This window comes from Pseudoalteromonas qingdaonensis (genome assembly GCF_038739665.1).
Lineage (GTDB): Bacteria > Pseudomonadota > Gammaproteobacteria > Enterobacterales > Alteromonadaceae > Pseudoalteromonas > Pseudoalteromonas qingdaonensis.
In genome coordinates, this window is the sequence record NZ_JBCGCU010000025.1 from 16,332 (window position 1) to 29,727 (window position 13,396).

General features: G+C 49.9%; 10 protein-coding genes. 4 read left to right on the plus strand and 6 right to left on the minus strand.

Features of this window, described 5'->3' with window-relative positions; genetic code table 11:
• Positions 1 to 196: 196 nt before the first annotated feature.
• Positions 197 to 1,153 carry a methylenetetrahydrofolate reductase gene (locus tag WCN91_RS14995; RefSeq protein WP_342680169.1) on the plus strand — a complete coding sequence of 319 codons (957 nt, stop codon included), beginning with the start codon at positions 197 to 199 and terminating at the stop codon, positions 1,151 to 1,153.
• Between the two features lie 94 nt (positions 1,154 to 1,247).
• Here WCN91_RS14995 and WCN91_RS15000 read toward each other — a convergent pair whose 3' ends face one another.
• The 4 genes from WCN91_RS15000 to purL all read right to left on the minus strand — a co-directional run bounded on the left by WCN91_RS15000 (position 1,248) and on the right by purL (position 8,264).
• A complete protein-coding gene (locus WCN91_RS15000) occupies positions 1,248 to 1,568 on the minus strand; it encodes a YdbL family probable chaperone protein (protein WP_342680170.1) in 321 nt (106 codons plus the stop codon).
• 9 nt (positions 1,569 to 1,577) lie between these two features.
• A complete protein-coding gene (locus WCN91_RS15005) occupies positions 1,578 to 1,763 on the minus strand; it encodes a YnbE family lipoprotein (RefSeq protein WP_425416044.1) in 186 nt (61 codons plus the stop codon).
• 4 nt (positions 1,764 to 1,767) lie between these two features.
• Positions 1,768 to 4,245: an intermembrane phospholipid transport YdbH family protein gene (locus tag WCN91_RS15010; protein ID WP_342680171.1), complete on the minus strand. Its 2,478-nt coding sequence runs from the start codon at positions 4,243 to 4,245 to the stop codon at positions 1,768 to 1,770.
• Between the two features lie 134 nt (positions 4,246 to 4,379).
• Positions 4,380 to 8,264: a phosphoribosylformylglycinamidine synthase gene (gene purL, locus WCN91_RS15015; protein ID WP_342680172.1), complete on the minus strand. Its 3,885-nt coding sequence runs from the start codon at positions 8,262 to 8,264 to the stop codon at positions 4,380 to 4,382.
• A 200-nt stretch (positions 8,265 to 8,464) separates the two neighbouring features.
• Here purL and mltF point away from each other — a divergent pair, with 200 nt between their 5' ends.
• Together mltF and WCN91_RS15025 are read left to right on the plus strand one after the other, a co-directional pair.
• Positions 8,465 to 9,853, plus strand: a complete 1,389-nt coding sequence (gene mltF / locus WCN91_RS15020) for a membrane-bound lytic murein transglycosylase MltF (protein ID WP_342680173.1) — start codon at positions 8,465 to 8,467, stop codon at positions 9,851 to 9,853.
• A 61-nt stretch (positions 9,854 to 9,914) separates the two neighbouring features.
• Complete coding sequence (locus tag WCN91_RS15025) at positions 9,915 to 10,085, plus strand: hypothetical protein (RefSeq protein ID WP_342680174.1); 171 nt, start codon at positions 9,915 to 9,917, stop codon at positions 10,083 to 10,085.
• On the opposite strand, the gene tadA is transcribed toward WCN91_RS15025, so the two are convergent.
• Positions 10,082 to 10,588: a tRNA adenosine(34) deaminase TadA gene (tadA, locus tag WCN91_RS15030; protein WP_342680175.1), complete on the minus strand. Its 507-nt coding sequence runs from the start codon at positions 10,586 to 10,588 to the stop codon at positions 10,082 to 10,084. The genes WCN91_RS15025 and tadA overlap by 4 nt on opposite strands.
• 142 nt (positions 10,589 to 10,730) lie before the next feature.
• Here tadA and WCN91_RS15035 point away from each other — a divergent pair, with 142 nt between their 5' ends.
• Positions 10,731 to 12,035 carry an inosine/guanosine kinase gene (locus WCN91_RS15035; RefSeq protein ID WP_342680176.1) on the plus strand — a complete coding sequence of 435 codons (1,305 nt, stop codon included), beginning with the start codon at positions 10,731 to 10,733 and terminating at the stop codon, positions 12,033 to 12,035.
• A gap of 92 nt (positions 12,036 to 12,127) precedes the next feature.
• On the opposite strand, the gene WCN91_RS15040 is transcribed toward WCN91_RS15035, so the two are convergent.
• Positions 12,128 to 13,339: an IS256 family transposase gene (locus WCN91_RS15040; protein WP_342679031.1), complete on the minus strand. Its 1,212-nt coding sequence runs from the start codon at positions 13,337 to 13,339 to the stop codon at positions 12,128 to 12,130.
• Between the last annotated feature and the right edge of the window lie 57 nt (positions 13,340 to 13,396).

Genomic DNA, 13,396 nt, shown 5'->3' on the forward strand with positions numbered 1-13,396 from the left:
TACACTGACAGGCAGTTAGCTGGTGCCGTGCGCCGACATCTCAACAAATGCGCATATTTGTCGGGATAAAATCCCGACCTACAAGGCAACTTGAATGGAATTCAACATCCTTGAGTAAGTTTCACTAGAAAAAGCTGTTTAGACGTCTAAATGGCTGTTATAGTAATTTCATTAACTGCATATGGGAATGAGGATCATGGCGCTAACACTGCAAGAGAAAATAGAAGACCCCCGCCAAGGGGTTTACCTTATCGGCACCACACCACCGAAGACAGGCACAGACGATACCAAGCTGCAAGCCATTGCCGAGAAGCTATTAGGCCGCTTGCATGAAATCGAGTACGACGGTGTTATCGTTTATGATATTCAGGATGAAAGCAGTCGCACCAATGCACCCCGCCCTTTCCCGTTTAAGGAAACCATAGACCCGCGTCATTACAGTGGTTTATTGCGTCGCTTATCGCAACTCGATGTGATCACTTATAAAAGCGTGGCCCAGCGCAGCGCCGGCGAGTTTAATCAATGGTTAGACACTACCTATACGGAATATAAGCTCAATAACCTGGTATTAGTTGGCAGCCCATCCTCAAGCGGTGAAGTTAAACTAAGCCTAAATGATGCTTACACCCATATTAATGCACACGACCATGATTTCTTTTTAGGTGGTGTCACCATAGCCGAGCGCCATGCCAGCAAGGGTAATGAACACGAACGTCTGTTAACCAAGACAGAGCAAGGTTGTAAGTTCTTTATCTCGCAAGCTGTCTACAATGCGCAAGCGACCATAGATTTGATCACCAGCTATGCCCGTAGTTGTCGCCAGCAAGGGCTGACCCCTCAACGTATTATTCTGACCTTTACGCCCTGCGGCGGTGAAACCACCTTGGACTTTATGCAGTGGTTAGGGATTTCCGTACCTGAGGCGACCAAGTGGCGCATGCTCGATGCCGACAACACCTTAAGTGAGTCGGTGCGTATTTGCCGTGAGAACCTGGATTTAATTCTACGCAGCTGTGCCCATTTAGGTGTGCCTTTGGGTTTGAATATTGAGTCTTTAACCAATCGTAAAGAAGAGATCGATGCCTCGATTAATCTTTACCGCTTGCTTAAAGCAACCATGGAGCTAAGCCTGGCCGAGCGCCTTATCGCTTAAGCCGTAAGCTAACACATTCTTTTGCCCATAAAAAAACAGCGTCATGGTCTACATAGCGCTGTTTTTATATCTTTGGCTTATACTTTTTAAGGTACTACTTTTTACGCCACTGGCCATCGACCTTAACCATGTGCCCGGCGGCAGTCTTTTCAATGGCTTTAGCACCGGCCAAAGCTTCAACCTGACTTAGGCTGATGCCATTTTTCTTGGCCATAGACAGGTATTTAGCCTTACGCTTGGCATTGATCTCTGTGATCAACTGCTGCGCCTCGGCAGAGCTTTGCACCAACTCCAAATAACCATTACTGGTTTCGCCAACAATGCCCTGAGCTTTGGCTTGATCTAGGGTCAGTGCCCAGGCACTAAAGGCCAACATGCTGGCACTGAGTAACATACTCCATTTAACTAGTTTCATATTCGCCTCCTAAAATAGCTCACTGTCGTCACCAAAAAGCTCATCAAGCTCTTTGTCTACTTTAACGCGGATTTCATGATCCACTTTCACATTTAGGTTGATGGTGATCGGCTCTTTACTTTCCACCTCAACCTTATGGGTGCAGCCCATTAAGGTTAAAGCGCCGACCAAGGCCACCAGCATTCGCGTACTCATTGCTTTACTCCTTCGCTTGATACTCTCGCTCTACTCTTTTGGTGATTTCGTCACTTAAGCGCAGCGCTCTGAATAAGGTATAGATATTTTCCTGATGATTATAGTTAAAATTAACTTCTTGTTGATGCTCGGGATTTTTTCCCTTCAATTGCATCGCCATTGTTAACCAACCATCATTGGTTAAATCAACATCGGCATTAATGCTGTTGATGTCTAAATTCTCCAGCATGGCCAACATGGGCCCTAGCTGTTGCTGCTGCTCCTTAACTGCATTAAAGGCAGCATTGTTATCTATGGTCAACTTGCCTGCAGCCTGGGAATAAACACGGCCATTTTCTATGCTCACCCCCTGCTCGTTAAAACGCAGCGGCAGCTCGGCGGCCAGCAGCCCTTTTACACTAATGCCCTGTTGTGGCTCCAGGGCCAAAACATTTTCGGCGCGGATCCCATCAAGGCGCAGCAGGGCCAGTTTGCGCTCCTTTTCCAGGCCAGTTAAATAGAGCTTATCCAAAGCAAAACTGCCATCAAATAGCTTGCCCTGCACCTGGCTGACATAGAAATCCTTATCCATCCCCAGCTCACCTGATACCTCTTTAAGTATTGGGCCGGCACGCACTTCACTTAGGGTAAACTTAGTCGTTTCGAGCTGAAGTGCGCCTGAATTCACACTGCCTGCGGGCGCCATGTTAAGAGACTGAGCCAGGTAGTCCTGATACAAAACCTCGGCGTTATTGATATCCATTTGCCAGTCAAAGCGCTCTAGCAGCGCATCGCCCTCAAGATGCAAGGAAACCGTGCCGTCGCCAAGTACCAGTTCGGGTTCAAGTTGCTGCATCAGGGGCATAAAGCTACTTAATTCGGTGTCATTAACAACCACACTCAAGGCGTGGGCATTGTCGCTCCAGTTATGTTTAAGTAGCGCCTCAACTCCTTGCCAAGAAGCAAGATGAGTACCCTCGATAACTCGGCTGATGGCCAAATTGCTGTCGAGCTTAAGGCCACTTACACGCACACCTTGAACCTCAAGATCCGCTAGCTGACTTTGCATCTCAACCTTAGCCTGTCGCTCGCCCTTGCCGAGCGCATTGGCACCAATTTGATATTGCTGCGTCAGGGTGCGCGCCTTCAACTGTGGGCTATTAAGCGCCGCCACTGCGGTAGTTAGCTCAGCTTCTACCTGGCCATCAAGGCCCAGGGCTGCATCCAGGGTCAGCGACAGACCCTTTAACTGATAATCCTGATAGCTTAAGGCGGGTGTTTTTACATCGCCTCGCAACCAGGCCGAACCTTGGTAATCGTAACCAAATTGGCCTTGTGCCTGCAGCGGCTTAAATTTAAGTTCCTGCTGTGGTGGTAATGCTACTTGACCCAGAAAGTGCCCCTGCACCTGCTTATCTGTCAAGGTGCCCTGGCTTTGCAACGAGCCGATACTGTCTAATTGCGCCGCCAACAGATACTCACTGCTTAAAGTCAGGGTTTGCCAGTTGCCCTGGCTGTTGTTTGCTTCAATCAGGATTGACTGCTGCCCCGCCCGGTTAGCCATGCTTAGTGCGGGCAGGCTAAACTCACCGCTCATATTAACCGTCATAGTTTGGCCACTACTCAGTTGCCAAGGCTGTTCGGCCAGCTCTCCTAGGTAGGCACTGTACTTATCCAAGGTCTGACAATGGCTTAGAGCGCCCAGTTCACTCTGTAATTGCTGGGCAGTAATACGGTATTGCTGCATGTCGTCGGATTGAATATGCACCTGTCCCCGACTTGCAAGCTTCCATAGGCATTGGGGCTCAGTGCGCAGCTCGCCATCAAGATGCAGGGCTAAAGTCGCATCCAGGCTATTACCCCAAAACTCGCCCTTGAGCGCTAATTGGGCCACATCCGCATGCCAGTCTAGGGCATGGTTTTGCTGGGTTTTAATATAGTCGCCGAGCACTTTGGCAAAGTCGCGTGCAAGGGCTACGTCTACCTCAATGGCATCGGCTTTGAGCAACCAATGGCCCTGGATATCACCTGTGATTTGAAAATGATTGATTTGCGTTTCTTCAATAGCAAAGGTCATGGGGCGGCTGAAATCGGTGAAACTGACGCTGGCCTCGGCTATGCTCAATAAGGGTCTTTTAAGGGGGAGTAATAAAGCCAAGGGTGCAGGCTGCCAGGGGCTGGCCTCTTGCTCTTGGCTGTCACTGGCGGCTATAGGGCCTGCCAGCACAAAAGCCTTGTCTATATGTAAGGAAGAAGGAGTTAAGGTGACTTTTTCCAGGGTTAAGGAATGCCCCTGATATTCCAGGCACAAGCGATCCGCATCTATGGCCAGCAGCCCTGAGCCCCATTGCCAGCGTGCGCAGGTCAGCGTGGCGCCCTGATGCTGCAAATAATGCTTGGCCAGCATATGGGTGAGCTCGCTGCGAAATCCATAGGCCACCGCAAGCGCGGTTACGAGCACCAGGATCACCCCGAGTATTATTAAAAAAGCCTTACGCAGCATAGCCTTCCTTTAGCTTAACCTTAACCTTTGGCTTAATACTAACACGGAGAAACTGAATGCGCCGCACACAAAAAAGGCTGCAACTGCAGCCTTTTTGTTATCTTTGGTAATTTACCCAGAAATTAATCCAGGTATTAGCCAATGTGCTTACGTGCGTTACGGAACATACGCATCCACGGGCTATCTTCTTTCCACTCATCCGGGTGCCATGAGTTAGCCACAGCGCGGAATACACGCTCTGGGTGTGGCATCATCACGGTGGCACGACCATCGGTAGAAGTAATACCTGAAATTGCCTCTGGAGAACCATTCGGGTTCGCCGGATATTGCATGGTTGGGTTGCCGTAGTTGTCTACGTATTTAACCGCAACTGTGCCTGAGTTAACCGCGGTTTGGATTGCCGCATCGTTTGCGAACTCGGCACGACCTTCACCGTGAGAAACAGCGATAGGCATACGTGAACCGGCCATGCCATTGAAGAACACAGACGGGCTGTCTTGTACTTCAACAAGAGCAACACGGGCTTCGAAACGCTCACTTTGGTTGGTTACGAAACGTGGCCAATGCTCAGTGCCTGGGATCAATTCGCGTAGTGTCGACATCATCTGACAGCCGTTACATACACCTAGACTGAAAGTATCTTGACGCTCAAAGAAGGTTTGGAACTGCTCGCGAGCCATATCATTGAATAGAATCGACTTAGCCCAACCTTCACCGGCACCTAGTACGTCACCGTATGAGAAACCACCACAAGCTACCAGGCCTTTGAACTCTTCAAGAGTCAAACGACCTTCAAGGATGTCGCTCATATGTACGTCGATGGCCGCAAAACCTGCGCGGTTAAATGCTGCCGCCATTTCAACGTGAGAGTTAACACCCTGCTCACGCAAGATAGCCATTTTCGGCTTAGCACCGGTGGCAATGTAAGGCGCAGCAACATCTTCATTGATGTCGAAACTTAGCTTCACATTCAGACCTGGGTCTTTCGCATCCGCTTTTGCGTCATGCTCTTGCTGTGCACAGGCTGGGTTGTCACGTAGAGACTGCATCTGATACGTGGTTTCGGCCCAGGCTAAACGAAGCTCGGTACGGCTGTTATCAACAAGTGCAGCACCACCGCGCTTGATGATTAGCTGGTCGGCCTGGTTCAAGGTACCAATCTCGTGGCTCATTGCCGCAAGACCGTGATTAGCAAGTACCGCTTTAACCGCGTCCAGGTCGCTATTGCGAACCTGAATTACCGCACCTAGCTCTTCGTTGAATAGCACTTCAAGGTCAGAACCGGCTAGCGCGTCTAGTTCAAGCGTCACACCTGTGTGACCAGCAAACGCCATTTCCGCAACGCTTACGAATAAACCACCGTCTGAACGGTCATGGTAAGCAAGTAGTTTCTCTTCGCTTACAAGCGCCTGCATGGCTTCGAAGAAGCCTTTTAATAGCTCTGGGCTATCAACGTCAGGGGTCTTGTCACCAAGTTGCTTATAAACCTGAGCCAGGCTAGATGCACCCATACGGTTTTGGCCAGCGCCAAGGTCGATAAGTAGTAGCGTTGACTCGCCTTTATCGGTGCGCAGCTGCGGCGTTACCGTTTTACGAATGTCTTCAACACGACCAAATGCAGTGATAACCAGCGATAGTGGCGCAGTTACCGCCTTGTCTTCACCGTTATCCTGCCAGGTGGTCTTCATTGACATTGAGTCTTTACCAACCGGTATAGTCAGGCCAAGTGCTGGACACAGCTCTTCACCCACGGCTTTTACCGCTTCGTAAAGACCCGCATCTTCACCCGGGTGACCCGCTGCAGCCATCCAGTTTGCAGATAGCTTGATGTTATTTAGTGAACCTATATCCGCACAAGCGATGTTGGTCAGTGACTCGGCCACTGCCAGACGAGCAGAAGCACCAAAGTTAAGCAGTGCCGCAGGGGTACGCTCACCCATAGACATGGCTTCACCATGGTAGGTATCAAATGCTGCCGCTGTTACCGCACAGTTCGCTACCGGCACCTGCCAAGGGCCAACCATCTGGTCGCGCGCAACCAAACCGGTTACCGAGCGGTCACCTATGGTGATAAGGAAGGTTTTCTCTGCAATCGCAGGTAGACGAAGTAGACGTTGAACCGCGTCATTTACTGTAATCTGAGCAGTCTCTAGCGCTTCACCTTGTGCTTGTTTTGACGTTACGTCACGGTGCATCTTAGGTGCTTTACCAAGTAGTACTTCCAGAGGAAGATCTACCGGGTTGTTGCCAAAGTGTGAGTCGGCAACGCGCAGATGACGCTCTTCGGTCGCTGTACCAATAACCGCATATTGCGCACGCTCACGCTTACAGATTTGCTCGAAACGTTCGAAGTTTTCTACTGCTACTGCAAGTACATAACGCTCTTGTGATTCGTTACACCAGATTTCGTGTGGCGCCATGCCCGGCTCATCGTTTGGTACATTACGAAGCTCGAAAATACCACCACGGCCACCGTCGTCTACCAGCTCAGGGAAGGCATTTGATAGACCGCCCGCGCCCACATCGTGGATAAATGCGATTGGGTTGTCATCACCTAGTTGCCAACACTTGTCGATCACTTCCTGACAACGACGCTCCATTTCTGGGTTTTCACGTTGTACAGAGGCAAAGTCCAGGTCTTCGTTTGATTGACCCGAGGCCATAGATGAAGCAGCACCGCCACCTAGGCCGATGTTCATCGCTGGGCCACCCAGTACAATTAGCTTGGCACCAACAGGGATTTCACCTTTTTGTACGTGCTCGGTACGGATATTACCCAGACCACCGGCGATCATGATTGGCTTGTGGTAACCACGTACCTCTTCACCATTGTGGCTGTTTACTAATTCTTCATAGGTACGGAAGTAACCTAGCAGGTTTGGACGACCAAATTCGTTGTTGAACGCCGCGCCACCCAGTGGGCCTTCGATCATAATATCTAGCGCTTCAACGATGCGACCCGGCTTGCCGTACTTGGTTTCCCACGGCTGTTCAAAGCCTGGGATGCGTAGGTTAGATACGGTAAAACCAACTAGGCCCGCTTTTGGTTTAGAACCACGGCCCGTTGCACCTTCATCACGGATTTCACCACCAGAACCGGTAGAGGCACCAGAGAAAGGAGAAATAGCGGTTGGGTGGTTGTGAGTTTCAACCTTCATCAGGATTTCAATGTTTTCCTGATGATAAGTGTATTCACCTACAAAATCAGGGAAGAAACGACCCGCTACCGAGCCCTTCATTACTGCGGCGTTATCTTTATAAGCAGATAATACGTTTACGCTGTTTTGCTCGTAGGTGTTTTTAATCATTTTGAACAGCGATTTCGGCTGCTCTACGCCGTCGATAGTCCAATCGGCGTTAAAGATTTTGTGACGACAGTGCTCAGAGTTAGCCTGGGCGAACATAAATAGTTCGATGTCGTTCGGGTTACGACCTAGCTTCTGGAAGTTCTCAACCAGGTAGTCGATTTCGTCGTCCGCTAAGGCAAAGCCCTGCTCAACGTTTGCTTTTGCTAGCGCTTCGCGGCCACCGCCAAGAATGTCAACCGATGACATTGGGCGCGGCTGCTCATTGGTGAACAGCTTGCTGGCTTCTTCAAGTGTGCTATGTGTCGCTTCGGTCATGCGGTCGTGTAGCAGTGCAGAAACCTCTTGCTGCTGCTCGGCGCTTAAGTCACCTTCAACATAGTAAGCGATACCGCGCTCGATGCGGTGAACCTGAGTTAGACCACAGTTATGGGCGATATCGGTGGCCTTAGAAGCCCAAGGTGAAATCGTGCCTGGACGCGGTGTTACCAGGATCAGCGTACCTTGCGGCTCGTGCTCTGGAATATGCGGCCCGTAGGTCAGTAGCTTCTCAAGTTTAGTGTGCTCGTCGGCACTTAGCTCTGCTTTTAGGTCGGCAAAGTGCATAAACTCGGCATAGACATCGGTTACGGGAAGGTTTGCTTGCTTACACAGAGTAAGCACTTTTTGAACGCGAAAATCGGAAAGTGCTGGCGCACCGCGAAGGATCAACATAGGTATTATCATCCGGGGTTAAGGATTGAACGACAGTTGCCGCGCATTATACTTAATTTCCCTTAAAATGCGAGTTAAAGGGGGTGCAACAAGGACGATTGTCCGCATTTAATGATGTTACTCCTATTGCCGCAAAGTAGTGGTGACGCAAGGCCTTGGTTTTGTTATAAGAGTAGCTTACAAAGCGACAGGGGCTGGCTGTGAGATTATTTTTGTTATCAATTGCTTTAGTGGCACTTTTTGGCTGTAGTGAGCCACAACAACCAACGCAACTGGAACATATTTATCACACCAAAACCCTAAGAGTGGGTACCTTGGCTGGCGCCAGTAACTATTATCAGGGCACTCAGGGCGAACAAGGCTTTGAATATGAGCTGGCGCAGGAGTTTGCCGACTATATGGGCGTTGAGCTGGATATAGTGCCCTTTTTCAGCCTCAGCGATATGTTTGCCCGCCTCGATAACGGCTCTTTAGATCTTATAGCCTCGGGGATAGGCTACTCACCGAGCCGGGCCGAGCACTATCGCTTTGGCCCAAGTTATCGCACCATCAGCCAAAAACTTGTGTATAAACAAGGGCGCCCTCGCCCACGAGATTTCGAGGACCTAGAAGGCAAGCTCACCGTCTTAGCGCGCAGCAGCCACTCGCAAAGTCTGCTCAGAGCACAAAAGCAATTTCCGCAGCTCACCTGGAATGAAACAGATGAACTGGATGAATCCGAGCTGCTGCAGGCCATTATTGATGGCGAAATTGATTACACCCTGGCCGACTCTCATACCCTGGCACTGTTTCGTCGTTATCACCCCAATCTCAGCATCGGTTTTTCGGTGACTCGTAACGACCCCATTGCCTGGTTAATGCGCAAAGACGACGATGATTCTCTTTATGCCCTGATGATAGAGTTTTTCGGCGAGGTAAAAGAAAACAACCGTCTCTATGCGTTAGAAGAAAAATACTTTGGTCATGTACGTCAGTTCAACTATGTGAATACCCTGGCCTTTATTGAGGCCGTGGCCGATACTCTGCCCAAATACGCGCCCTGGTTTAAGCAATATGCCCATGAGCTCGACTGGCGTCTGCTGGCCGCGCTTAGTTACCAAGAGTCGATGTGGGACCCCCGCGCTAAATCGCCCACCGGGGTGCGCGGCATCATGATGCTGACCTTGCCTACCGCCAAACAGGTGGGGGTAAAAAACCGCCTTAAGCCGGAACAAAATATTGATGGCGGTGCCAAATACCTGCGTTATTTACTGGAGCGTGTACCGGATCGCATTCCACAACCGGATCGCACCTGGTTTGCCCTGGCTTCTTATAATGTTGGCTGGGGTCATGTGAACGATGCCCGTGCTTTGACCGAGCGCGGCGGCGACGATCCGGACAAGTGGGCGGACGTTAAAAAATACCTACCGCTGTTGGTGAAGAAACGCTATTATCGAACAACAAAGTATGGTTATGCGCGTGGAGATGTTGCCGTAACCTACGTAGATAATATAAGGCGCTACTACGACACCTTGGTATGGTTAGATGAAAACCAAGCCTTGGGTGTTGCCAATGCTAGCGCCACGGAAGAATCAGCAGGAATGCCATAAAACTGTCACTTAAAGGTGATGTGATGGTAGCTCTCCCCCTCTCACTTTCAGGAGCAGTACTATGTTGAAACGTCGCAGAACGCATAGCTTTAAACAACGCGTGCTATTTTCTAGCGCCAAACGTCGCCGAGTGTTAAGAAAGAACACTCACAGTAAAATCCTCTGGCGCTGCCGTATGTTTGCCGCCCAGCAAATGGAAGAGCTAGAGCAACAGCGTATGGCGGAGTCTTAATTCTCCTCCGTGCGCTGCTGTCGCGCTTTCTTCAATTCTTTATGCTCTTGCCGACGACGTTTAAAAAACGCCGATAACTGCGCCGAACATTCCTCTGCCAATACCCCAGATGTCACCTCAAGCTGATGATTTAACCTTGGCTCCTGCACCAGATTCATAATCGAACCCGCTGAGCCGGTTTTAAGATCAGACGCGCCAAAAACTAAACGTTTAATACGACTGTGCACTAAAAGCCCAGCGCACATGGAGCAAGGTTCTAAGGTCACATAGAGGATGCAATCAATCAGACGGTAGTTATTGAGCACTTCCCCGGCAGCGCGAATCGCCATCATTTCCGCATGGGCGGATGGGTCGTTGAGCGTGATAGATTGATTCCACCCTTGCGCGATAAGTTTATCATCTTTAACAAGCACCGCGCCCACAGGGATTTCATCAATAGCTTCAGCACGTTGCGCGCACTCCAAAGCCTTTTGCATCCAATATTGATCGTCAAACTTCGTCATATATGCTCAAATAACTACAATAAAGACGCGATTATATCGCGAAAAGCGGTAATTTTATAAGTATCACCATAGCCCGCACTGGCTAAATTAAGATATAATTCGCCGCTTTTTTTGTTCTATGAATACCGCAAACGGGTAAGTCATGAAGTTTCCTGGTCGTCGAAGACACAAACATTATTTTCCGGTGGAAGAGAAAGATCCACTTACCAATCAAATCAATGCCGAGTCGCGTCTTAAGCGCAGCTACATAGTCGGTATTGATCAGATCGTGGTCGATATTGAAGCCAAGGTCGATTTAGCTTTTCTTGATGAGTTTGGTCTACGTCGAGGCATGTCTCAGGTGATCGACAGTGAAACCACCAATGCCTTGTACGATCGTCTTAAACTTAACGAGATGATCGACTACGAGTTTGCCGGTGGCACCATAGGCAATACCATGCACAATTATTCTGTGCTGGCCGATGATCGCTCGGTATTGCTTGGGGTTATGAGTGAGAACATCAAAATAGGCAGCTACGCCTATCGTTTCCTCTGCAACACCTCAAGTCGTGTTGACCTGGATTATCTGCAGCCCGTGGATGGCCCTATCGGCCGCTGCTTTACCCTGATTGATGAAAGTGGCGAGCGCACCTTTGCCATCAGTGCCGGGTTAATGAACCACCTTCGTCCCGAGTCCATAGATAAAGAGCTTATTGAAGACTCTTCGGCTCTTGTGATCAGCGCCTACCTTATGCGTACTCAAGGAGCTGAAACCATGACCGACGCCACCATGCAGGCGGTAAAATACGCCAATGATGCCGGCGTCCCCGTGGTACTGACTCTGGGCACCCGCTTTTTGATCGAACAAGACCCCAAATGGTGGGCTGAGTTTGTCCAAAAGCACGTTGATATCCTCGCCATGAATGAGGAAGAAGGGGAAGCCATCACAGGTTTTGAAGATCCCCTATTGGCCGCCGACAAGGCCTTGGACTGGGTTGATCTAGTGATCTGTACCGCAGGTGAAAAAGGCATGTTTATGGCCGGTTATGTCGATGAGTCATGCCAGCGTGAAACCGAGTATCCGTTATTGCCTGGTGCCATTGCCGACTTTAATCGCTATGAGTTTTCCCGAGCCATGCGCAAGCAGGACTGCGACACTCCAATTAAAGCCTACAGCCATACCGCGCCGTTTATGGGTGGACCGGATAGCATTAAAAACACCAATGGTGCCGGCGACTGCGCCCTAGCCGCCGTGCTCCACGATATCAGTGCGAACGAATACCATAAGTTGAATGTGCCTAACTCGGCCAAGCATGAGCATGCGGCGATCACCTACTCGTCTTTGGCGCAGATCAGCAAGTATGCAAACCGTGCCAGCTACGAAGTATTGGTACAGCACTCACCACGCTTAACCCGTGGTCTACCAGAACGTGAAGATTGCTTGGAACAAGCTTACTGGGAACAGTAAGTGGTTTTTGTGAATCATTATATTAAGCCGCTTTTATAGCTGTCTCTTGATCACAAGGAGACTGTAAGATCTTTTGTGTAAGTGGCTGTTTGTCATAGTGATACACGGTCACTGTACATAATCATAAACTGGCTCATGGCCGCTTTCCAGTCCCTGATGGGCATTGTCCATTTCTTCGAGATCTGGTGAAGTGCCAGATATAGTATCTTCATCACTGAGTCATCCGTCGGGAATGAGCGCCTGGTTTTCGTGATTTTACGCAGGCTAGCATTCAGCGACTCAATGGCGTTCGTGGTGTAAATCACTTTGCGGATTTCCGGCGGATAATCGAAGAACACGCTCAGCCGCTCCCAGTTGTTACGCCAGGACAGGCTAATGCTCGGATGTTCGTCATCCCACCTCTGTGCAAACTCGGTCAGGGCTAACTCAGCCTCGGCCAAAGTCGCTGCGCCATAAATGCGTTTCAGGTCGGCCGCGATGGCTTTACGCTGCTTCCAACTGACATATCGCAGTGAGTGGCGGATTTGATGCACGATACACAGTTGCACTTGGGTTTTAGGGTATACGGCTTCGATTGCTTCTGGGAAGCCCTTGAGGCCATCGACACAGGCAATGAAGATATCTTGCACGCCTCGGTTTTTCAGCTCATTCATGACCGACAGCCAGAACTTCGCCCCCTCTGTTTGAGCCATCCAGAGACCGAGCAATTCTTTCTCGCCGTCCGCGTTGATACCCAAGGCCAGATATACAGATTTATTCTGTACAGCACCCGAATCACGGCTACGTACAACCAGGCAATCGAGATAAACTACGGGGTACACCGAATCAAGCGGGCGCTGCTGCCATTGCTTCACTTCGTCCAGCACTTCATTGGTGACTTGCGAGATAAATGTCGCGGATACATCTACGCCGTAGGACTCCTCAAAATGGGCCTGAATATCGCGGGTTGTCATGCCTCGGGCATACAGCGATATGATGCGGTCATCGAAGCCGCCAAGCTGTTTCTCACCTTTCTTGACCAGCTTAGGGCTAAAGGTGCCGTTGCGGTCACGGGGAATATCCAGGTCAATTTCACCGTGAACGCTGCGCACAGTTTTGCTGGATTTACCGTTACGGGAATTACCGGAGTTATGGCCCTCTTGCGCATGTTTGGCATAGCCGAGATGTTGTTCCATCTCAGCATTCAAGGCGCGTTCTGCGACCTTTTTAGTCAATTGCTTAAGCAGCCCGGCTTCGCCGAGGATATCATCTGGAGAATCACAGCCATCAAGCAGCTGATCGATAAGTTTGTCTGTTATTGGCATTCTGCATTCCTTTCAACAGGTTAAGAATGCCACTTACACAGAGTTTTTTACAGTCTC

What these genes read in the sequence shown, in the direction of transcription:
- WCN91_RS14995 (WP_342680169.1), top strand. Translation starts at nt 197, where the DNA reads ATGGCGCTAACACTGCAAGAGAAAATAGAAGACCCCCGCCAAGGGGTT.
- WCN91_RS15000 (WP_342680170.1), bottom strand. Translation starts at nt 1,568, where the DNA reads ATGAAACTAGTTAAATGGAGTATGTTACTCAGTGCCAGCATGTTGGCC.
- WCN91_RS15005 (WP_425416044.1), bottom strand. Translation starts at nt 1,763, where the DNA reads ATGAGTACGCGAATGCTGGTGGCCTTGGTCGGCGCTTTAACCTTAATG.
- WCN91_RS15010 (WP_342680171.1), bottom strand. Translation starts at nt 4,245, where the DNA reads ATGCTGCGTAAGGCTTTTTTAATAATACTCGGGGTGATCCTGGTGCTC.
- purL (WP_342680172.1), bottom strand. Translation starts at nt 8,264, where the DNA reads ATGTTGATCCTTCGCGGTGCGCCAGCACTTTCCGATTTTCGCGTTCAA.
- WCN91_RS15025 (WP_342680174.1), top strand. Translation starts at nt 9,915, where the DNA reads ATGTTGAAACGTCGCAGAACGCATAGCTTTAAACAACGCGTGCTATTT.
- tadA (WP_342680175.1), bottom strand. Translation starts at nt 10,588, where the DNA reads ATGACGAAGTTTGACGATCAATATTGGATGCAAAAGGCTTTGGAGTGC.
- WCN91_RS15035 (WP_342680176.1), top strand. Translation starts at nt 10,731, where the DNA reads ATGAAGTTTCCTGGTCGTCGAAGACACAAACATTATTTTCCGGTGGAA.
- WCN91_RS15040 (WP_342679031.1), bottom strand. Translation starts at nt 13,339, where the DNA reads ATGCCAATAACAGACAAACTTATCGATCAGCTGCTTGATGGCTGTGAT.